Origin of the sequence: Actinoplanes regularis, from assembly GCF_900188005.1 — a bacterium.
GTDB lineage: Bacteria > Actinomycetota > Actinomycetes > Mycobacteriales > Micromonosporaceae > Actinoplanes > Actinoplanes regularis.
In genome coordinates this window covers 302,728-322,996 of the sequence record NZ_FZNR01000006.1, presented here as the reverse complement: position 1 = coordinate 322,996, position 20,269 = coordinate 302,728, and the positions used below count along the sequence as shown (strand labels likewise).

Below are 20,269 nucleotides of genomic sequence, written 5' to 3'. Positions count from 1 at the left end.
GGCTTACCTCCGCCGAATCGCGGCGATGTCGGGGGACTGGAGTGCCTTGTCGAGCGCGTCCCCGGTCGCCTCCCGCAGATGGACGCCGAGGAACGCGGCGGTCACGTCGGCGAGCGCGGCGCGGGTCGCGGCCGGGTCGGTCGTCGCCGGCGAGTCGAGGAATGCGCGGGCCGCGGTCTCGTCGACCGGGTGCACGATGCCGAAGTGGTTCGCCCCGGCGAACGTGACCTGCAGGTTCGCGCCGTCGTGGTCCGGGAGCGCCTCGTCGAACGTACGGCTGATCGGGTCCTTGCGGTCCGCCGCGTCCTCGCCGTACCGGTCCGCGGAGCCGTTGATCACGCCGTCGTTCTCCCCGGCCATCAGCAGCACCGGCGAGTCGACCTGGGCCGGCAGGACCGTGCCGGCGGGCCAGCCGAGCATCGTCGCCACCATCGTGTGGGTGCCGTACGCCGCCACCGCTTTCACGCTCGGGAAGAAGCGGGCGCTCTGCAGGACGACGGTCCCGCCCGCCGAATGGCCGAGCAGCCCGACCCGGTCGAGATCCAGCACCTCGGCCAGCGGGCTCTCGGCGAGCGCGGCGAGCACCGCGGGGACGGACGGTGTGGTCGGCCCGGTTCCGTAGGTGTCCGGCCTGGCGGCCTCCAGGGTGACCCCCGGGGTGATCCCCTTCACCCCGCCGAACAGCTCACCGACCCAGTCGTAGGTGACCGCGACGAAGCCGCGCTCCGCGAGGGCGACGGCCAGCCAGCGATAGGCCTCCTGCCCGACGTTCACCCCGGAGACGATCAGGACGACGGGGTACGGCGCGCCGGCCGGATCGGCGGGGAAGACGCCGGAGAGCCGCTCGGCGTCCGAGCCGGTGCGCACCGCCGGATAGAAGATCCGCAGGTGCGCGGTGTCGAACGGAGCGGCCGCACCCGGGATCGCCGCCGACCACCAGATCGATCTGATCATCACGCCACCCCGGGCCGGGGCAGCTGACGGTCCCCGCCCCAGAGCGCCCGGACCAGCTTGTTCGTCGTCTCCTCGCCGAAGAACCGGACCCCCATCACATTCGCCGGATCCCGTTCGGCGATGTTCCGGCGGATCGTCAGGTCGGTCTCGGCGAGCGCCGCCCGCTCTGCCTCCGGCACCGGCTCGGCCTCGTCGACCCAGCGCAGCCACCGGTCCACGTGCGCGTGCGCCCTGGCCGAGACGATCTCCAGGTTCCGTTCGCTGCGCTCGAACGAGTAGCAGTACGCGGTCGGCGACAGGCTGGCCCGGATGAACCCGGCCCGGCTGACGAAGTACTCGAACTGCGGGTCGGCCCGCAGGTCCAGCCACTCCTGATCGAGCGGGGCGTAGTACCTGTCGTAGTACTCGCCGTCCTCGACCAGGTTCGTCCGCGGCACCGAGTCCAGGTAGAACCACCCGCCCGGCCAGACCAGCAGCGCGAGGCCCAGGTGCGGCACCTTCACCTGCGGGCCGAGCCAGCAGGTCAGGTGCAGGTTCGCGAAGCTCGCGCCCGGGTTGCCGAGCCAGGAGTGCACCAGCCAGTCGACCTCCGGACCCGAGTACGCCTCCAGCGACCCGCCCGGCCCGTCCGGGTACCCGCCGTACGTCTGCAGCTCCAGCGTGGACGGATCGCGGGTCGTCTCGAACCGGGCGTCGATCTTCGCCTTCAGGTCGGCGAGCAGTTGCCGGTAGAGGTTGAACGTGTCGTGCACGTCGACGACCGGCGAGTTGTCGACCATGTCCTCGACGTGCTGGAGTGTCTCCGCCATCGGTATCCCTTGTCTTTTGGGGTGAGCGCGTCTACTTGGTGAGCGCGCCGGCCAGCCGCCAGGGCCGGCCGTCGACGAGATCGGTCTGCCGCGACACCATCCGGTTCGCGGCCTGGGCGGGAGCGACCGTCGCCACGCCCAGAGGCGTGCCGGCCGGGACGTCGGTGCGGATCGGCGTGGAGATGCGGCCGGTGAACGGGCCCTGCCACGCGGTCCAGAGGGTGAAGTCGGGGCTCATCGCGAGGATCGCGGCCGGTTGCTCGAGCGGGGTGCTGACCACCACGTTCAGCCGGTTCTCGGCGGCCCGCTCGGGCAGGCCCAGCGCCAGCTCCCAGGGCTCCTGAGCGCGGAACGGCACGGCCACCACGTCCGCGTCGGCGAGCGCCGCCAGCCGGAACGTCTCCGGCTGGAGCGCGTCGTCGCCGACCACGATCGCCAGCCGTCCCCACTCCAGATCGACCGGCACGATCCGGTTCCCGGCGCGGGATGCCGGGTGCAGCTGCGGCTGCCGCGCCACGATGCCGTTCTCCGAGATCAGAATTCCCAGCTGTACGCCGTTCTCCACGACCGTGGCGACCGCGTGCGCGCCCGTGCCGCCGAGGTCCCGCGCGATCGTCTCCGGTGAGCCGGTCGCCTCCGGCAGCACGACCAGCCGGGCGCCGCCCAGCACCGCCTCGCGGACCAGGCCGGGGTCGCGCACCACGGCGACCGGCAGCTCGGGGGCGCCCGGGGCGGTCTGCCGGCCGATCGGCGGCTCGGTGATCGGGCCGTACAGCTCGGGACGGCGGGACGCCAGCAGGTCGGTGCCGTCCGGGCGGCGCTTGTCGTCGGAGCGGGCCGGCTCGATGTCGGCGACGATGACGTGCTCACCGGTGCGCGGGGCCTTGGCGACGACCGTGCCGTCCGGGGCGACGATCTGCGACTCGCCGGCGCCGTGCAGCCACTGTGGCGGGACGCCGAGCCGCTCCGCGATGGCCGGGAGCTGGTCGGCCGGGAGCAGCGGGCCGACCTTGTTGGCGGCGACCACCCAGACCTTGTTCTCCGCGGCGCGGACCGGGATGTGCAGGTCGGCCTCGTCGAGCGCGAAGCTGTTCAGGCTGTTGAGCAGGACCTGGGCGCCGCGCAGGGTGAGGCCGCGGGTGACCTCGCTGATCACGCCCTCCATGCACGCGTACATGCCGAGCCGGCCGAGCGGGGTGTCGAGCACCGGGCCCTCGGCGACGGCCGGATCGAGGAAGTCGTTCTCGGCGCCCATCAGGGTCTGCTTGTCGCACTGGGCGAGGATCTCGCCGGTCGGGTCGAAGAGCAGGTTGGTGCCGCCGGTGCGGCCGTCGTCGTACCCGAAGGTGACGTTGATCTTGACCCAGATCCCGTGCCGCGCGGCCCGGGCGGCGACGGCGGTCAGGAAGGCGTCGCCGGACCGGGTGGCGAGCTCGCGTGCCTGGGCGCGCGAGGCGTACCAGGACAGGTGGTTGCAGAATTCCGGCAGGACGACGAGTTGGGCCCGCTGCGCCGCGGCGGCGTCGATGACGCGCAGGCAGGCGGCGAGGTTGGCGGCGACGTCCTGACCGGCTTCGATCTGGGCGGCGGCGACACGTACGAGACCGGGCATCCGGTTCCCCCTAGCGAAACGGCGTTTCCCAAAACTACACTCGGGTGCCACATTCGCAACAGGGGTTCCGGGGGCGCAAAGTGCTGATCCACGTCGTGTTGATGAGGTTCTCGGATGCGGCTGATGCTGCCAAGGCCAAGTTGCGTTTGGAAGAACTCGCGGCCGTCGTTCCAGAGATCCGGTCCGTGGAGGTGGCGGTCGACGAACTCGCCACCGAGGTCTCGTGGCATCTGTTCCTGCGCACCACCCACCTGGACGCCGACGACCTGCGGGCCTACCAGGCCCACCCGGCTCACAGCGAGTTCGGCGCCTGGGTCCGCCCGCTGCTCGCCTCCCGCGCGGTCGTCGACTACACCGCCGTCTCCTGACCCCCCCGCGCACATCGCCGCTTTGATATCCGGGCACGGACATTTCTGCGAATATGAGGGAAATGCGTAACGGGCCCGGCTGGGTGGCCGGAGGGTGGCGATGGCAAGGGCGACGCTGTGGTTACAGCGCTGGCTTCGCGGCGTCGACACGATGCTGGGGCTGGTCCGTACGCTGTTCATCGCCGTGCTGGTGCCCTGGCCGGTGTACAGCCTGTGGGCGCTCTACGGCGCCGGCTGGATGGCCGTGGCCAGTTCGGCGAGCGCCCTGCTGCTCACCGGATGGCTCTGTCTCGGCTATCGGCGGCAGCGCTTCCCGGCGTGGAGCTGGATCGCCGAGGGTGCCTGCGTCTGTGTGATCGCGGCCGGCAGCGGATTTGCCGCCATCGGCCTCTGCTTCAAATGGGTCAATTTCCGAGGGCTCTACGGCCAGCGCCGGGAGAAGTATCTCGCCGCGGCCGTCCTCGCTGTGATCGCGGTGCTCGGCATGCGGGTCAGCGGGGTCGAGCCCGCCGACGCCGTTCCGCTGCTCTGCACCGGCCTGGTGTCGCTCGTCGTCACTCACATGCTGGCGGAGGGTTGCAGCGTGCGGGACCGCAGCGCGCACCGCAAGCGCACGTTGGCGCTGGCCGGTAGCGGCCTGGTCGCCTCGGCAACCCGGGCCGAGGCGATGGAGGTGACGACCACCGCCGCCCTCAGGATGGACAAGGCCGTGAGCGCGGTGGTCATCCTCACGATCGCGCGCCCGGCGCTGCGCGTCGCCGCGGCGGCCGGTCGGCTCGGCGCCGAGACCTCCGGCCTGGTCACCGAGCTCGCCCGGCTCCCCGCCGAGATCCGTGCCGCCCTCCGGCCCGGCGGGTATGTGACGGTCGACGGCGCGGCCGCCGCCGAGGCGGTCGACCTGCTGCGACTGCCCCGCAACGCCGTGGTGGCGGTCGCGCCGATGTCCTCCGGTGAGGCCGTCTTCGGCATGCTGGTGCTGGCACTCGAGCAGCCCTCGGCCGACGATCTGGCGGAGGCGGTGACCGCCCTGGCGGACCGGGCGGCCCTCACCCTCGACCAGTTGCTGAGCCGGACCCGGTTGAGCATCGTGGTCGAGCACTCCGCCGACGCGTTGATTCTGGCGGGCGAGGCCGGTGCGATCCGCTTCGTCAACCCGGCGGCCGCCGCCCTGCTCGGCTGCCGGAGCAGCGAACTCCTCGGCCGTAGCGTGTGGCAGCTGATGAACGACGATGACGCGGCGAAGCTACGCGCGGCCGAGTCGGCGCCGGGGCCACCGATGGCGCTGCCGTGCCGGATCCGGGGTCATGACGGCGCCGCCTGGGCGGAGGTCGAGGCGATGATGAAATACGTGACCGAGCACGACGGGTCACGCAGCATCGTTTTCACCGCCCACGACGTGTCCGAACGGCAACGACTCGAGCTGGAGCTGCGGCACGCCCAGAAGCTGGAGTCGGTCGGCCGGCTCGCCGCCGGGATCGCGCACGAGATCAACACGCCGATCCAGTTCGTCGGGGACAACCTGCGCTTCCTCGATTCCGCGTTCGCGGATCTCGGCCGGATGTGTGCCGCGTATCGCGAGCTGCTCGCGGCGGGACCGGAGCCGGGCGCGGCCGAGGAGGCGCGGCGGAGGATAGACGACACCGCGGACGAGATCGACCTGGAGTTCGTGCTGGAGGAGGCGCCGGCCGCGGTCGCACAGGCCCTGGAGGGCATCGGCCGGGTGGCGCACATCGTGCGCGCGATGAAGGCGTTCGGCCATCCCGGGACGGAGGAGAAGGGCAAGGCGGACCTGAACGAGGCGATCCGGAACACCCTGGTCGTAGCGGCCAATGAGATCAAGTTCGTCGCCGACGTCGAGACGGACTACGGGGATCTGCCCCTCGTGAGATGCCATCTGGGCGACATCAACCAGGTGGTGCTGAACCTGGTGGTGAACGCGGCCCATGCGATCGGCTCGGCGGATCGTGGCCGCGGCACGATCAGGGTGAGCACGCGTCTCGACGACGGGTGCGCCGTCATCGAGGTCGCCGACACCGGCACGGGGGTGTCCCCGGAGATCGCCGATCGGCTCTTCGATCCCTTCTTCACCACCAAGGAGGTCGGTTCGGGGACGGGCCAGGGGCTGGCCATGGTGCGCACCCTGGTGGCCGACCGCCACGGCGGGACGATCGACTTCACCAGTGTGGTGGGGGAGGGCACGGTCTTCACGGTGCGACTGCCCCTGGCCGACGACGACGATCTCCGAGCCGACCCGGCGGAGGCGGTGGACGTCGGGTGATCAGTCGCCGGCGACGACAGGGTTCTCGGCCGTGGTGCCGTCGTCGGCTTCCTCCAGGACGAACAGCGGTTCCGCGACACTGTGCTGCAGCGCGGCGAAGTTCTCCAGGCGGGCGTAGAGGCTGGTGGTGACCTCCTGATCGGGTTGCACCAGCACCTGGCCGGCCTTGTTCAGGACGGCGGCGGCGAAAACCATGCCGGGCTTCAGGTCGATCAGCTTGATCTCGCGGACGGAGGCGGCGGCCGCTGAGGCGGTGGTCTGCGCGAAGACGTCCAGCAGCGCCGGGTCGTAGTGGCCGGCGTGCGACCGGATCGTCGCGAACGCGGCGGTGGGCGACATTCCCTGCGCCAGCAACGTGTCGTGGTCCGAGACCAGCCGCAGCAACCGGCCGCCGAGGGGGATCCGTTCGCCCGCGACGCCGTCGTCCGGAGGTCCGGAACCGTCGAACCCCTTGCGGGAATAGCGGATCGCGTCGGCCACCGGGGCCATCCGCGGGATCGGGGAGATCAGGTCCACGGCCACCTGGGGCAGCCTGTCCACCATCTCCTGCTCCCCGTGGCCCAGCTCGACCCCGTCCTCGAGCTTGGCGGCCACGATCGGAGGCAGGGACACGACACCCAGCTGTGACATGTCGATGGCCAGTTCGACCGCCCAGCGGTCCGTGACCTCCAGCCGGTCGAGGATCGCCGCCGCGACCCGGCGCATCCGCGTCGCACGGCCGAACGCGTCCGGGTTCGCCAGGGCGAGCACGTCGGTCAACGCCTTGATGCTGCCCCGCAGGGTGCGTTCCAGCAGATCGCTCTCGGCCACCAGCAACCGGTGCTGCGTGACACAGGCGTGCAGCGTGGCGATCATGGTGTTGGTCTCGACCGGCTTGAGGAGCATGCGGAACACGCCGCCCTCGTTCACGGTCACCGCGGCGTCGGAGAGGCTGGTGTGGCCGGTGAGGAGCACCCGGGTGCTGTGCGGCGCGGCCTTGGCGGCGGCCTTCAGGAACTGGGCCCCGTTGATGCCGGGCATGAGGAAGTCCGAGACGATCACCTCGAACGGCTCTTCCGGCTTGAGCGCGAACAGCCCCTTCGCCGCTCCGACCGCCGTCTCCACGGTGAACTCGCGGCGTAGCTGCCGGCGCAGCCCGTCAAGAACGTTCGGCTCATCGTCGACCAGCAGAATCCGGGGTCGATCGACTACGTCGGTCATGCGGTGCTCCGAGTGAGGTCAACCGGAAATTTCTGGTCAGCCAAATATATTCGGATACCGGCGTCAGGCTGAGTCGTTTGGCCTCAGCGCGTCACAGGTAGGCGGCGCCCCCGACCCGGCCCAGCACACCGTCGATCAGGTCGAGCACCGTGCCGTCGGTGAACGGCCGGGTCAGGTGGTAGTCCACGCCGCTCGACCAGGCCCGGGTGACACTCTCCGGTTCCGCGGCGGCGGTCGTCATGAGGACCGGTATCGGCTCACCCGCCCGCCCGCGGATCTTGTCGAGGACCCCGAAGCCGTCGAGGCCGGGCATCATCACCTCCAGCACCACGAAGTCCGGGCCGGCGGCCTGCACCGCGTGGACGGCGGCCGGGCCGTCGGCGGCGGTGCTCACCTCGTACCCCGCCGACTCCAGCACGTCTGTCAGCGGCTGCCGGCTCACCGGGTCGTCGTCGACCACGAGGATGCGTGCCATCGTCTCCCGCTCCCTTCTCCGGCCGCCCGGGGCGGCCTGCCGTCTTCTATCACTGCTGGAACCCGCTACAGGCCGGCCTCACGCGCCGCGCTCGCGGCGCTCTCGCGCCAATCGAGGTTCTGGGCGGCGAGCTGGGGGTGTGACAACAGCGCGGTCAGCTCCGCCGCGTGCGCGTCGGTCTCGGGGCCGCCCGGCCGGGTCTGCCGGATCAGCAGGTGAGCGACCCGGACGGCCCCGGCGACGCCGAGCCCGGACGGGTCCGGAGTGTGCGGCCGGTCGCGCTGGGCCACCGCGGAGATCACCGGTGCCGGCAGGCCCCACAGATGCAGCAGTTCCACGCCCACGTCGCGGAACGGCACGCCGTCGCGGCTGCCGGCGGCCAGATCAAGACCGGCCCGCTGGTCCGCACCGATCTCAGCCAGGCAGATGAGCTGGCCGACGTCCTGCATCAGGGCCGCCGCCTGCGCGTACGGGCGGTTGGCCGGCGAGGCCATCGACCCGGCCAACGAGGCGGTCGCCATCGCGTGCCGCCAGGCCACCCTGAGGTGCTGCTCGATCTCCGGGTCCCAGGGCTCGGTCGACCGCAGTTCATGCCCCGCGCCGGCCACCGCCTGCACCGTCGGCAGGCCCATCGCGTGCACGATCGACTCGATGGAGGAGTTACGGGGGCGGGCACCGAAGAAGGTCGAGGTGGACAACTGCAGCAGCTTGGCCGTCAGCCCGACGTCGTGCATGACCGTCTGCACCGCGCCGGTCAGGCTGGCGTCGGGTGCGAGCAGGGCGGCGATCCGCTCGGTGTGCTCGGGCAGGGTGGGTATCGCCCGGACGCCGCCGGCGAGCCGCCGTGCCGCGTCCTGGTGAGCGCTGGACGTGCGGAACAGCATCTGCTCGATGACCGCGATCAGGCTCGTCACCTCGGCGGGCTTGGTCAGGAAGCGGTGGCCCGCCACGGCGACCTGGATCGCCGTGTCGGGCTCGACGTGCCCGGAGAGCACGACCCTGGCGATGTGTGGATGTTCCCGGCTGATGTTGGTGAGCAGTTCCGCGCCGTTCATCCGGGGCATGCGCATGTCGGAGACGACGACGTCGTAGGGATCCCGCGCCAGCATCTCGAGGGCCTCGGCGCCTTCGACGGCGAAGGCCATCTCCCATTCGTTCCGCTTCACGCGCAGCGAGCGCCGGAGCCCGTCGAGGATCCGCGACTCGTCGTCGACGAAGAGGACGCGTGGCTTGCTGGTCGAACCGGTCGCGAACCCGCTCATGCTTGCACCCCCTTGATGGGCAGGACCAGGGTGAACACGGCGCCTTCGCCCGGCGTCGAGTGCAGCTCGATCGATCCGCCGTGCTTGTCCAGCACGCTGCGAGCCAGCGCGAGACCCTGCCCGGTGCCCTTGCCCACCTTCTTGGTGGTGAAGAACGGATCGAAGATCGACGGCTGGATCTCCTCGGGGACTCCCGGGCCGTTGTCGGCGAAGACGATCACCGCGTTGTCGCCCTCCACTCTCGTGCTGACCCGGATCTCGCCCCGCTCGCTCGTCTCCTTCAGGGAGTCGGCCGCGTTCACCAACAGGTTGAGGAACACCTGGTTCAGAGCACCGAGGTGGCATCGCACATCGGGCAGCTCACCCAACTCCAGAATCACGTCGGCGACGTACTTGACCTCGTTCCGGGCGACCGTGAGCGTGGTCTTCACCGCCTCGTTGAGGTCGGCGTAAGCCTGCTCGGTGGAGTCCTTGTAACTGAACGACTTCATCGCGCGCACCAGCGACGCCACCCGATCGATGCCCTCCAGGCTCTGGCTGACCGCGGCGGGGATCTCGGCGGTGAGATATTCCAGGTCCGCCTTCTCCTCGGCCGCCCGCGCCCGCCGCACGCGCTCGGACCACTGCATCGCCTCCAGGTCCGGCGCCAGGCATTCGCGATAGACCAGCAGCAGTTCGAGCATGTCCTGGTAGGCGTCCGCCAGGAACCGGGTGTTGTCGCCGACGAACTGGATCGGGGTGTTGATCTCATGAGCCAGCCCCGCGGAGAGCCGGCCGAGGGACTCGAGCTTCTGGGCGTGGCGCAGTTCGATCTCGGCGTGCCGTGCCTGGGCAGGTTCCCGCTCGTCCGAGGTCGCGGGGCTCGGCTCGGTCTCCGTGCCGGTCGCAGTCCAATGCCGGACGAGACCCGAATTGTCGAAGACCGGAGCGACCCTGACGTCGTGCCGGCGAAACGATCCGTCCGCGCGGCTGATCCGGCAGGTGAGCTCGAACGGCTCCGGGGCCAGCCCGGCGATCGCCGCGCGCTGTTCCACCGCGGCGATGTCCTCCGGGTGCACGATCGAGACCCACGCCGGCCCGGAAGGCCCCGCCGCGAGGGCGTCGACGCCCGTGTACCGCACCGCGTGCGGGTTGGCGTACACGATCGTCCCGGGCGCGGAGATCACCCAGACGCTGTGCGGGATCGCGGCGGCGAGCGAGCGTACGTCGAGGCCGGCCGGCAGTGCATCGCTTCGGGCAGGCGCGCCCTCGCGACGTGGGAGTATGTCGGTCGTTCGATGTCCGGACACGGTTTGCCTTCCTGCGCGACCGAGGCCGTCGGCCCCCTTCGGTCCGCCCATCGGTGTGGGCGGCGACCTTTTGAGTCCGGTACGGGTGCGAGGAGGTGGCATCCGATCGGACCGGGCGCCTACCCGCCGATCCGGTGGATCAGCCCGCCGGGTAGGCGGAGGGGCCGGTGCCGGTCGGCGCGGCGCCCGGACGGAAGGCCGCGGGAGCGTGGATGACGCAGGTCTGCACGTATTCCAGAAGGCCCTCGTCGGCGTATTCACGGCCCCAGCCGGAGCGTTTGACGCCGCCGAACGGGGCCCGCAGGGACATGCCGGTGCGGTTGTGGGTGTTGACGAACGTGAAGCCGGCCTCGAAGCGGCGGGCGAACTCGAACGCGCGCTCCTCGTCGGCGGACCAGACCGAGGCGCCCAGGCCCAGGTCGCCGGTGTTGGCGGCGGTGAGGACGGCGTTCTCGTCGCGGTAGCCGAGCACGGGGACCACCGGGGCGAACTGTTCCGTTGTGACCAGTGGGGACGCCGGGTCGGGGGAGACGACCAGGGCCGGGCGGACGAAGTAGCCGGTGTCCGGATCGGCGTCGAAACGGCCCAGGTCGAGCGCGGCCGGCACGCGGAACGCCGCCGCTGAGCGCTGGGCCGCGGCGGAGATCACCGGTCCCATGGTCACGCCGGGGACCAGCGGATCGCCGGTGACCAGTACGCGATCGGCGGCGGCCAGGTAGGCGGCGACGAAGTCGTCCAGCCGGGCTTCGGGGACGTAGAGGCGCTTGGCGGCCATGCAGACCTGGCCACTCGTGGCGAAGGTGGCCATGACCAGCCGATCCATCGCGTCGTCGGCGAGCGGGGCGTCGTCCAGGAAGACCGCCGGGTCGTTGCCGCCCAGTTCCAGGACGGACGGCGTGAGCCGGTCACCGGCGAGGGCGGCCACCGCGCGCCCGCCCGCGGTGCCGCCGGTGAACGCGACCTTCCGGACCAGTTCGTGGCCGACCAGGGCCGCGCCCGTCTCCGCGCCGCCGTGCACCACCCGGACCGGGGCGTCGAAGAGCCCGGCGACCCGCGAGATGGTCAGCGGGGCGAGCGGGGACGGCTTGACCACGATCGCGTTGCCGGCGGCGAGGGCCGGGGCGATCTTCAGCATCGCGAGGATGACCGGGGCGTTCCACGGGGTCACGGCGGCCACGACGCCGTACGGCTTCCGCAGGTGGACGAGGCGGCCCAGATCGTCGTCGACGGCCTGATCCGCGTACACCCCGATGGCGCGCCCGGCCACCCAGCGCAGGAAGCGGACGGCGAACCCCAGCTCGCCGCGGCAGTCGGCCAGGACCTTGCCGGACTCGCGGGCCAGCAGCGTCGCGAGGTCGTCGATCGCGTTCTCGATCGCGGCGGCGGCGTGCGTCAGCGCGGCGAGCCGGTCGGGCAGCGGCAGCGCCGCCCAGCGGCGCTGCTCCGCGTCGGCCCGGCGCACGATCTCGTCGACGGCGTCCGGCGTGCTCACCGGCACCGACCCGACGATCTCCTCGAAGCGCGCCGGGTTCTCCCGCTCGATCATGCCGGCCCTCCCACGGCCGGGCGCAGGGCGGCGATCATCGAGCTGCGCAGCAGGGACTCGCGCGCCCTGACCGGGTCGGCGGCGACGGCGCGCAGGGATTCCAGGTGGGCGGCGCGAGCGACCGGGTCGGTGGCGCGCAGCCGCTCGTAGTTCTGATGCGAGACGCTCTGGACGTATTCGAGGGCGATCCGCCGGCGCTCGGTGGCGGCGGCGTCGATCGCGCCCTCGTCCCCGGACGCGAGCGCGGCGGCGTAGGCGACCGCGTCGTGGATCCCGGAGTTCATGCCCAGGCCACCCAGGGGGTTGTTGACGTGGGCGGCGTCGCCCGCCAGCAGGACCCGGCCCACCCGGAAGGCGGCGGCCACCCGCTGGTGGACGCGGTACATCGAGGCGTGGGCGATCCGCCAGGGGCGCCCCGGGTCGAAGACACCGCGCAGCCGTGTGTCGAGGCGGGCGTACTCCAGCGCGTCCGGCGTCTGCGACGGGGTGGGGAGCAGGACCCGCCAGTGGTCGGGGGTGCGCAGCAGGACGCACCACTCGACCGGGTCGAAGACGTAGTTGACCGAGGCCAGGTCCGGGAGCCAGGCGGTGAGTTCCTCGTCGGTCGAGGCGACCAGGAAGCGTTCGGGGTAGGTGATGCCCTCGAACCCGGCACCGATCGCGCGGCGGGTGCGGGAGTGGGCGCCGTCGGCACCGATCAGCCAGGAACCCCTCGCGCTCCGGCCGTCCGCGGCGGACGCGGTCACCGCCGCCGGGGTCTGCGTGACCCCGGCGAGGTGCCAGTTGTAGAGAATCTCGCAGCCGTCGTGGCGCAGCAGCCGGGTGCGCAGGATCGGGGTGAGTTTGGACTGCTCGCACTGCAGACGGTAGGGGAACCTGGTGTCGCCGGCGAGCACCGCGAGGTCCAGCAGGGCGACCAGACCCTCGGCGCGGTCGCGGTAGGCGAAGGTCGGCGAGAGCAGGCCGCGCTCGTGCAACTCGTCGCCGATCCCCAGGTCGTCGAGCATCTCCAGGGTGGGTGGGTGGAACGTCGAGGCCCGGGACTCGGTGGCCAGGTCCGCGCCGGATTCCAGGACCGTCATCGGAAAACCCTTGCGGGCCAGCGCCAGGGCGGCGGTCAGACCGACCGGCCCGGCGCCGGCGACCAGGATGCGGTTCACGTGGGTGACCTCCGGGGGTTCACGTCTGCAGTCTCGAGGGGACATAGCGGGCGTCCAGGTCGAGGGCCTCGTCCTGGCCGACCAGCGCGGTGAACGCCGCCCACGGCATCCGCTCGACCTGATCGGCGCTGCCGGACTCCGCGATGGCGCGGTAGGTCACCGACGCCGCGCGCATGGCGGCGAGCAGGGCGGCGACCGGGTGCAGGACCAGGCGGACGCCGACCTGGGCGAGGTCCGCGTCGGTCCAGGCGGGTGGATTGGCGGCGGCTTCGCTGCGATTGACCACGAGGGGTACGCCGGGAAGCGCCTTGTGCAGCGCGGCGAGTTCCCCGATCTCCTGTACACCCTCGGGGAAGACCGCGTCGGCGCCCGCCTCGGCGTAGGCGACGCAGCGCTCGATCGTGTCGGCGAGCCCGTTGACGGCGTACGCGTCGGTCCTCGCGATGACCGCGAGCTGGGGGACCTGTTCGGCCAACGCCTTGATCTTGGCGGCCGCCAGGCCGATCTCGATCACCTCCTTGCCGGCCAGATGCCCGCAGCGCTTCGGGCTGACCTGGTCCTCCAGGTGCAGCCCGGAGATCCCGGCCCGGCTGTAGGCGAGCCCGGTCCACACCGCGTGCAGCGGGTTGCCGTACCCGGTGTCCGCGTCGGCCAGCAGCGGCACCCCGCGCAGCCCCGGGACCAGTGTGGACGCCCGGTCGGCGATCTGGGTGGCGTGCACGAAGCCGAGATCGGGCCGGCCCAGCATGGTCGCGGAGACGGCGGCGCCGGAGAGATGGACGGCCTTGTGCCCGGCGGCGACCGCGAGCGCGGCGGTCACCGGGTCGTAGACACCGGGCACGTGGGTGACCCGGCCGGAGGCGAGAAGCGCGCGCAGCGCGGAAGCGGTCATGAGGGATTGTGCAACGCGAACCCGTTCTCGACACCGATCACCCGCGGATTGGTGAAGAACAGCAGCGTTTCCGCGGTGCCCTCCTCCGAGTACCCGGAGAGGCCCCAGGCCGGTCGCGGCGTGAACAGGTGCAGGCTCATCACCGAGGAGCCGTTCACCTTGACCTCGCCGGCCCGGACCCGGCCGGCGACGGCGAGCGCGGCCCGTTCATCGGTGCCGACGACGTAGCCCTCCAGGCCGTAGCGGGTGCCGTTGGCCAGGGCGACCGCCTCGTCGACGCTGCGGTAGCCGTGCACGGCGGCGACCGGCCCGAAGATCTCGTCCGTTGTCCGCGCCGGGTCGGCGCCGGTGACCAGCGCCGGAGCCAGGAAGTTGCCCGGCCCGGTCAGCGCGGCGGAGTGCAACTCGCCGCCGAGCTCGTCGCGGGCCTTCTCCACTGTCGCTCGATGACCGGAGTGGATCAGTGGGCCGTAGTCGGTGGCCGGGTCGGCCGGGTCGCCCGTGCGCAGGGCGGCCAGACGATCGAGGATCGCGCCGACGATCGCCCGCTCCCGGCCGGCCGGCACGATCAGCCGGCCCAGCGCCCGGCACCACTGGCCGTTCAGGGTGGTGAGCAGGTCGGCGGCGGCCCGGGCGGCGACCGCCTCGTCGGCGTCCGGGAGCACGATCAGCGGGTTGTTGCCGCCGAGCTCGAGCTGCACCGGCTTGATGTCGTAGGCGCAGGCCGAGGCGACCGCGCGACCGCCGGCCAGGCCGCCGGTGAACGAGACGGCCCGGATCCGGGCGTCGCCGACCAGGTGCGCGCCGACCGCCGCGCCGCCGTGCAGCAGCTGGAACAGCGCGGGCGGGGCACCGGCGGCGCGCAGCGCGGTGTCGATCGCGACGGCCAGCCGTTCGGTGCCGTACGGCGCGTACTCCGAGGGTTTGAGGATCGTGGGGCAGCCGGCCGCGAGCGCGTTGGCGACCTTGTGCGCCGCCATCGGGGCGGGGGCGTTCCACGGGACCAGGCAGGCGGCGGGGCCCCAGGGGAGGCGTTCGACCAGCACCTCGCGGCCGTCCTCGCGGGTGGCCCGGCTGGTCAGGAGGCCGGTGCGCAGCTGGGCGGCGGCCAGGGTGAACGCGCCGGCCAGGATCATGCCGAGCGGGGTGGTCTGGCGGATCGGGACGCCGGTGGCGGCGGTCTCCAGGGCGACGATCTCCGGAACGGCCTCGGCGACCGAGGCGGCGACCGAATCCAGGATGTCCGCGCGGGCCCCCGCCGGGATGTTCCAGGACCCGAGTTCGTCGGCGGCCGCGATGGCGGACGAGACGCGTTCTGCCGACGAGCCGAGGGCCGGGCCGGTGACCGTGCCGGTCGCGGGGTCCTCCAGGTCGATGCCGACCGGTGTCGCGCAGGCGGCCCAGCCGCCGTTGACCAGGTCGTTCACCTGGCGGCGTTCGTTCACTCGGCCGTGTTCGTTCGCTTCGTCCTGCTCGTTCGCTTCGTCCTGCTCGTTCACTTGGTCACGCTCGTTCACTTGGTCACGCTCGTTCACTTGGTCACGCTCGTTCACTTCGTCACGCTCGCGAACAGCTCGTTCGCCTTGTTGGAGGTGATCACCGAGGCGGCCTCCAGGCGCCCGCGTTCCGGCGGGAACGTCATGACCAGGCCCATCGACAAGTCCCGCAGGGCCCGGCCGACGACGCCGTTCATTGTCGCGTTCGACGTGCCGGACGCCTTGAGCGCGCCGACCGCCACGTCGAACGCGGCCTGGCAGATCGAGCCCTTGGCGATCCGCCACTGGGCATACACCTCGGACTTGGTCGCGATCGGCGGCTCGCAGGTCTCCAGCAGCAGTTGGCGGCGCAGCCACAGGTACGCCGATTCCAGGCTCTCGGTCATGTTGCCGATGATCACCTGATGCATCGGCGACTCGGCGATCGACTTGCCGGTGTCCGCGAACGTCTTGCGGGTCAGCCGGTTCAGCGTGTCGTCGTAGACGCCCTGCGCCGCGCCCACGTAGACAGCGGTGATGGCGAGCTGGTTGCCGACGAAGCTGCCCCGGCTGCACCGCAGCATCTTCACGAACGCGCCCGGCACGGTCAGCGCGTCGTCGCGCGGGATGAACACCCGGTCCAGCCGGATCCCGTGGTTGGCGCTGCCGCGCATGCCGAGCCCGTCCCAGAACGGCCGCTCGGTGACGCCCGGCGCCTCCCGCGGGACCAGGAACATGACCAGGCCGTCGGCGGTCGTCGTCCCGTCGAGGCGGGCGGTGACCAGGTAGTGGTCGGCGATGCCGGTCGCGCAGCCGAACGACTTCTCCCCGGTCAGCTCCCAGCCGTCCACCCCGTCGCGGGTGGTGGCGACCGCGGTGGTGGCGATCGCGATGTTGGCGCCCGAGGACTTCACCGACTCGCTGGCGAAGTTGGCCAGCCAGGCGCCACCGGACATCAGCCGCAGCACCTTCTCCGCGAACGCCCGCACCACCGGGACCTCGCCGGCGTCGAAGAGGCCGGCCTCGATCGCCTCCAGCGGCAGCAGCCCCCGGGAGGCGGAGGTGTTGTGGAAGAAGAAGGCGAGCGCGGTGGAGGGGCAGGCGCTGCCCATCGCGTAGGTGGCGGCGGCCAGGTCACGCAGGGTGCCGCCGAGGCCGCCGTACTCCTCGGGGACGATCAGGCCGAGCAGGCCGGCATCCCGCAGCGTGTCGATGTGCTCCCGGGGGAACGCGCCGTCCCGGTCGGCCTGCTCGGCCTTGGCCCGCAGCGCCGGCAGCACCTGCTCGACGAGGGCGGCACGGGCCTTCTCCTCGACGGTCATGTCGTCGACGAGCTTCTCGCCGGTGAGTCGGTCGGCCATCGGTGTCACTCCCTGATCTGGGCGAGGTCGGAACGGAAATGGGCCACATCGAGCTGGCGGGCCAGGTGCAGCAGGTCGTCCAGCGGCAGCCCGGCGGCGCCCGGCTCTCGAGTGAGCACGTCGAAGCGGGCGACCCCGCTCTTCATCGCGACCAGGGCGTTGACCAGGGCGAGCCGGTTGCGGCCGTCGAACCGCACGCGCAGCGTCGCCGGCCGGGCCCGGACCACCGCGTCCTGCAGCACCCGGCGCACCTGCAGCGGGGAGGCGGGGGTGGTCGCCGACTCGACGCAGACGATCTCGTCGAGGCCCAGCGCGGCGAGTTCGCCGATGGTGTCGAGCACCTCGCCCTCGCGGCCGGGGGCGAACGCGTCCCGAACCTGTCCGGCCCGGTCACCGAGGGGCGTGTCGACGTAGAGGTGGATCGCGGCCGGCAGCGGGTCGGCGACCTGACCCCAGTTCCGTGAATGGAACAGCAACGGCGAGATCACCCGTGGGGTGGCCGCCTCTGTCACCTCGCCGACGAAGATGGTGTGGTCACCGCCCGGGTAGGCGTGCGCGACCTTGCAGTCCAGCCAGGCGACCGCGTCGGCGAGCGCCGGGCAGCCGTTCGGGGTGGTGACCCAGTCGAGGCCGGTGAACCGGTCGGTGATGTCACGGTCCTGGCCGGCGAACCGGCGGCCGATGTGCGCCTGGTCCTTGCCGAGGAAGCTGATCGCGAACCTGCCGGCCGCGCCGAGCAGGGCGTGGCTGGGCAGGTGGTTGCCGAGGCAGACGGAGACCAGCGGCGGGTCCAGGCTGACGGAGGAGAATGAGCTGGCGGTCATCCCGTGCACCCCGTGGGGACCGATCGTGGTCACCACGCACACACCGCTCGGCCACAACCCGAGGACGGATCGGAACGTCGCGTCGTCGACCGACACCAGGCGACCCTCGTTTCGCATGGGGAAACCGTGTTACCGCGAAGGTAACGAGGTCGGCGGGGGCCTGTCAATGCCGGAGTGGTACAGCGTTTCGCGGTGCGAAATGGCAGGCTAGGCTGCGGGAGTCATACCGCGGCTTCGCCGAGGCTTGTTCCATTTCTGTTCCGGGGGAGTTTCGCCATGCCAGGCCGACCAGCTTCGACGCCCGACCCCGCCCCGGCCGCGCCGTCCGAGGAAGAGGGTCAGTCCCGGTCGATCGCCGCGGTCGAGCGCGCCATGGACGTCCTGCTCTACTTCGGCCGCGCCGAGCAGCCCGACCTCGGGGTCACCGAGATCGCCACCGCGCTCGGCCTGACCAAGGCGGCCGTGCACCGCATCCTCACCGCGCTGCGCAGCCGCGAGCTGATCACCGTCGACCCGGCCACCCGCCGGTACGCGCTCGGGCACGCCGCCGTCGCGCTCGGCCGGGCGTACCTGGCCCGCACCGACGTCCGCGCGATGGCCGCACCGGAGCTGAAGTTCCTCTCCCAGCGCACCGACGAGACCGCCACGCTCTCGCTGCGGCGCGGCGACACCCGGCTCTACGTGGACCAGGTCGTGCCCGACCAGGAACTGCGGCTCGAGGTCAGTCTCGGCATCCCGTTCCCGTTGAACGCGGGCGCCTCGTCCAAGACGTTCCTGGCATTCCTGCCCGACTTCGAACTGGACGCCTACCTTGCCCGGCACCCGCTGGCGGCGGTCACCGACAGGACCATCACGGAGCCGGCCAAGCTGCGGAAAGACCTGGCCGCCGTACGGAAGCGGGGTTATGCCACGTCGCTCGGGGAGCGGCAGGCCGGAGCCGCTTCGATCGCGGCCCCGATCTTCGATCATGACGGGCGGGTGGTCGCGGTGCTCAGCGTGGCCGGGCCGGCGCTGCGGTTCAAGCCGGAGGCCGATCCGGACGTGGTCGCCGACCTGCTGGGTTGCGCCGGGCGGATCTCCGCGCAACTGGGGTATTCGGTCTGATGTTCGTCTGGTCTGGTGGGTGCTCGCCTTGCTCGGTCTGATGTTCGTCTGGTCCGGGGGCGCTCGCCTTGCTCGGTCTGGTGCCCACCTGGTCTGGGGGCGCTCGCCTCGCTCGGTCTGATGTTCGCCTGGCCTGACGGGTGCTCGTCTCGCTCGGTCTGATGTTCGCCTGGCCTGACGGGTGCTCGTCTCGCTCGGTCTGATGTTCGCCTGGCCTGACGGGTGCTCGTCTCGCTCGATCTGATGCCCGCTTGGCCAGGGGCGACTACCTCGCTCGGGCTGGTGCCCGCTTCGTCGGGCTGGTGCCCGCTTCGTCGGGCTGGCGGCTTCGGGTTGGCGCGCTTTTCGGGCGGGAGTCAGAGGTTCGCGAGGGGCTTGGCGACGCCGAGCAATCCGGCCAGAAGGACGGAGAGCCAGATGGCCCAGACGTACGGGAGGCAGCCGTTCACGCTTTGCTTGAGCACCGCCTCGGTCGCATCGTCCGTACCGCCGGCCATGATCTTGGAAAATGCGGCGCCGAACGGCCGCAGGGTCCGCCGGATCCCCAGCCCCGCCGCGATCGCCAGGGAGTAGAGCAGGACCTTCCCGCCCAGCCATTTCGGGTTGGTGTCCACGCCGAACGGATGCGTGGCGATCAGGGTGTAGACGCCGGTCGCCGCCATTCCGGTGATCACCGCGATCCGGATCAGCCGGTCGATCCGCCGGACCAGCGGGTGCTGTCCGGGGGTGTGGTGGTCGACGTACATCAGGCGGACCCAGACGAGCGCGCCGATCCACAGCGGAACGAGCAGCCACCACGGCAGCAGGTGGATCCCGAACAGCGACCCGCCGTGCGCGTCGAGGGAGATCAGGGTCAGGCCGCTGGGCAGGAAGAGGATCAGGCAGATCTTCGGCCCGAGATCCAATCCGGACATGATCTTCAAGGCGGTCAGCCGGGCGGCCGGGGTCAGCGACGGGTCGATGACGTACCTGCTGGAGTAGAAGACGCCGAGGTCGCCGCCGAGCCAGAAGACCATGAGCACGATGTGCAGGAAGAGGAACGCCGCAAGCATAGTTGAATGGAAACACTATTCCGCTGTGCGGAACAAGTGCTAGGTTCGCCGCATGCTCGGCCGCTATTACGAAGACTTCACCGTCGGTGACACCTACCGCCACCCGCTCGGCCGCACCATCTCCGAGGCCGACAACACGTGGTTCACGCTGCTGACGCTGAACACCAACCAGTCACACTTCAACGCCGACTACGCGGCCGGGACGCCGTACAAGAAGCTGCTGGTCAACTCGACCCTGACGGTGGCGATCGTGACCGGCCTGTCGGTGCCGGACGTCAGCCAGCACGCGTTCGCCAACCTGGGCTGGCAAGAGATCCGGATGCCGAACCCGGTCTTCGTCGGCGACACCATCTATGCCTGCTCGACCGTCCTCGACCTGCGCGAATCCAAGTCCCGGCCGTACGCGGGGATCGTCAAGGTCTTCACCACCGGCTTCAACCAGGACAACGTCGACGTGATCACCTGGACCCGCTCGATGATGGTGTACAAAAGCGGTCACGGCCCGGCCGCACGATGATCCGCCTCGACATGCACCCTCGGGGCGGGACGCTCGCCGCGTCGTGGGCGGTCGCGCGGGATCCGTCTCGTCATGCGGTCTCGGGGCGGGA

Annotated in this window: 18 protein-coding genes; 4 read left to right on the top strand and 14 right to left on the bottom strand. The window is 71.3% G+C overall.

Going from position 1 to position 20,269, the window contains the following annotated elements:
* Nucleotides 1-3: 3 nt before the first annotated feature.
* The 3 genes from CHC09_RS19035 to CHC09_RS19025 are packed head-to-tail and all read right to left on the bottom strand — an operon-like array spanning nt 4 to nt 3,375.
* On the bottom strand, nt 4-954 hold the full coding sequence (locus CHC09_RS19035) for an alpha/beta hydrolase family protein (RefSeq protein WP_089294472.1): 951 nt from the start codon (nt 952-954) through the stop codon (nt 4-6).
* Nucleotides 954-1,763 carry an oxidoreductase gene (locus CHC09_RS19030; RefSeq protein WP_089294471.1) on the bottom strand — a complete coding sequence of 270 codons (810 nt, stop codon included), beginning with the start codon at nt 1,761-1,763 and terminating at the stop codon, nt 954-956. The genes CHC09_RS19035 and CHC09_RS19030 overlap by 1 nt, the downstream gene beginning before the upstream one ends.
* 31 nt (nt 1,764-1,794) lie before the next feature.
* A complete protein-coding gene (locus tag CHC09_RS19025) occupies nt 1,795-3,375 on the bottom strand; it encodes a nitrilase-related carbon-nitrogen hydrolase (RefSeq protein WP_089294470.1) in 1,581 nt (526 codons plus the stop codon).
* A 101-nt stretch (nt 3,376-3,476) separates the two neighbouring features.
* Between CHC09_RS19025 and CHC09_RS19020 the strand changes: the two genes are divergently transcribed.
* A complete protein-coding gene (locus CHC09_RS19020; protein WP_143232419.1) occupies nt 3,477-3,743 on the top strand; it encodes a Dabb family protein in 267 nt (88 codons plus the stop codon).
* Between the two features lie 100 nt (nt 3,744-3,843).
* A complete protein-coding gene (locus CHC09_RS19015; RefSeq protein ID WP_143232418.1) occupies nt 3,844-6,021 on the top strand; it encodes a two-component system sensor histidine kinase NtrB in 2,178 nt (725 codons plus the stop codon).
* On the opposite strand, the gene CHC09_RS19010 is transcribed toward CHC09_RS19015, so the two are convergent.
* From CHC09_RS19010 to CHC09_RS18965, 10 genes are all read right to left on the bottom strand, one after another.
* A complete protein-coding gene (locus CHC09_RS19010) occupies nt 6,022-7,221 on the bottom strand; it encodes an HD domain-containing phosphohydrolase (RefSeq protein ID WP_089294467.1) in 1,200 nt (399 codons plus the stop codon).
* A 91-nt stretch (nt 7,222-7,312) separates the two neighbouring features.
* Complete coding sequence (locus CHC09_RS19005; protein ID WP_089294466.1) at nt 7,313-7,696, bottom strand: response regulator transcription factor; 384 nt, start codon at nt 7,694-7,696, stop codon at nt 7,313-7,315.
* A gap of 65 nt (nt 7,697-7,761) precedes the next feature.
* Nucleotides 7,762-8,958, bottom strand: a complete 1,197-nt coding sequence (locus tag CHC09_RS19000) for a response regulator (RefSeq protein ID WP_089294465.1) — start codon at nt 8,956-8,958, stop codon at nt 7,762-7,764.
* Nucleotides 8,955-10,247, bottom strand: coding sequence for a sensor histidine kinase (locus CHC09_RS18995; protein ID WP_179277171.1), 1,293 nt, complete (start codon nt 10,245-10,247; stop codon nt 8,955-8,957). The genes CHC09_RS19000 and CHC09_RS18995 overlap by 4 nt, the downstream gene beginning before the upstream one ends.
* A 139-nt stretch (nt 10,248-10,386) precedes the next feature.
* Nucleotides 10,387-11,793, bottom strand: coding sequence for an aldehyde dehydrogenase family protein (locus CHC09_RS18990; protein WP_089294463.1), 1,407 nt, complete (start codon nt 11,791-11,793; stop codon nt 10,387-10,389).
* Nucleotides 11,790-12,953 carry an FAD-dependent oxidoreductase gene (locus CHC09_RS18985; protein ID WP_089294462.1) on the bottom strand — a complete coding sequence of 388 codons (1,164 nt, stop codon included), beginning with the start codon at nt 12,951-12,953 and terminating at the stop codon, nt 11,790-11,792. Before CHC09_RS18985 ends, CHC09_RS18990 begins: the two co-directional genes overlap by 4 nt.
* A 19-nt stretch (nt 12,954-12,972) precedes the next feature.
* Nucleotides 12,973-13,845 (bottom strand): isocitrate lyase/PEP mutase family protein, encoded by an 873-nt coding sequence (locus CHC09_RS18980; protein ID WP_089294461.1) that lies wholly within the window; start codon nt 13,843-13,845, stop codon nt 12,973-12,975.
* Nucleotides 13,842-15,344 (bottom strand): aldehyde dehydrogenase family protein, encoded by a 1,503-nt coding sequence (locus CHC09_RS18975; RefSeq protein WP_239138715.1) that lies wholly within the window; start codon nt 15,342-15,344, stop codon nt 13,842-13,844. Before CHC09_RS18975 ends, CHC09_RS18980 begins: the two co-directional genes overlap by 4 nt.
* Before the next feature lie 50 nt (nt 15,345-15,394).
* The gene (locus CHC09_RS18970; RefSeq protein WP_089294460.1) at nt 15,395-16,681 is read right to left on the bottom strand and encodes an acyl-CoA dehydrogenase family protein; all 1,287 of its coding nucleotides are present in this window, start codon (nt 16,679-16,681) and stop codon (nt 15,395-15,397) included.
* Between the two features lie 5 nt (nt 16,682-16,686).
* Nucleotides 16,687-17,622: a flavin reductase gene (locus CHC09_RS18965; protein ID WP_089294459.1), complete on the bottom strand. Its 936-nt coding sequence runs from the start codon at nt 17,620-17,622 to the stop codon at nt 16,687-16,689.
* Between the two features lie 159 nt (nt 17,623-17,781).
* On the opposite strand from CHC09_RS18965, the gene CHC09_RS18960 reads away from it, so the two are divergent.
* Nucleotides 17,782-18,609, top strand: a complete 828-nt coding sequence (locus CHC09_RS18960; protein WP_089294458.1) for an IclR family transcriptional regulator — start codon at nt 17,782-17,784, stop codon at nt 18,607-18,609.
* A 356-nt stretch (nt 18,610-18,965) separates the two neighbouring features.
* On the opposite strand, the gene CHC09_RS18955 is transcribed toward CHC09_RS18960, so the two are convergent.
* Nucleotides 18,966-19,661, bottom strand: coding sequence for a hypothetical protein (locus CHC09_RS18955; protein WP_089294457.1), 696 nt, complete (start codon nt 19,659-19,661; stop codon nt 18,966-18,968).
* A 52-nt stretch (nt 19,662-19,713) separates the two neighbouring features.
* Here CHC09_RS18955 and CHC09_RS18950 point away from each other — a divergent pair, with 52 nt between their 5' ends.
* Nucleotides 19,714-20,178, top strand: a complete 465-nt coding sequence (locus tag CHC09_RS18950) for a MaoC family dehydratase (protein ID WP_089294456.1) — start codon at nt 19,714-19,716, stop codon at nt 20,176-20,178.
* Nucleotides 20,179-20,269 lie beyond the last annotated feature (91 nt).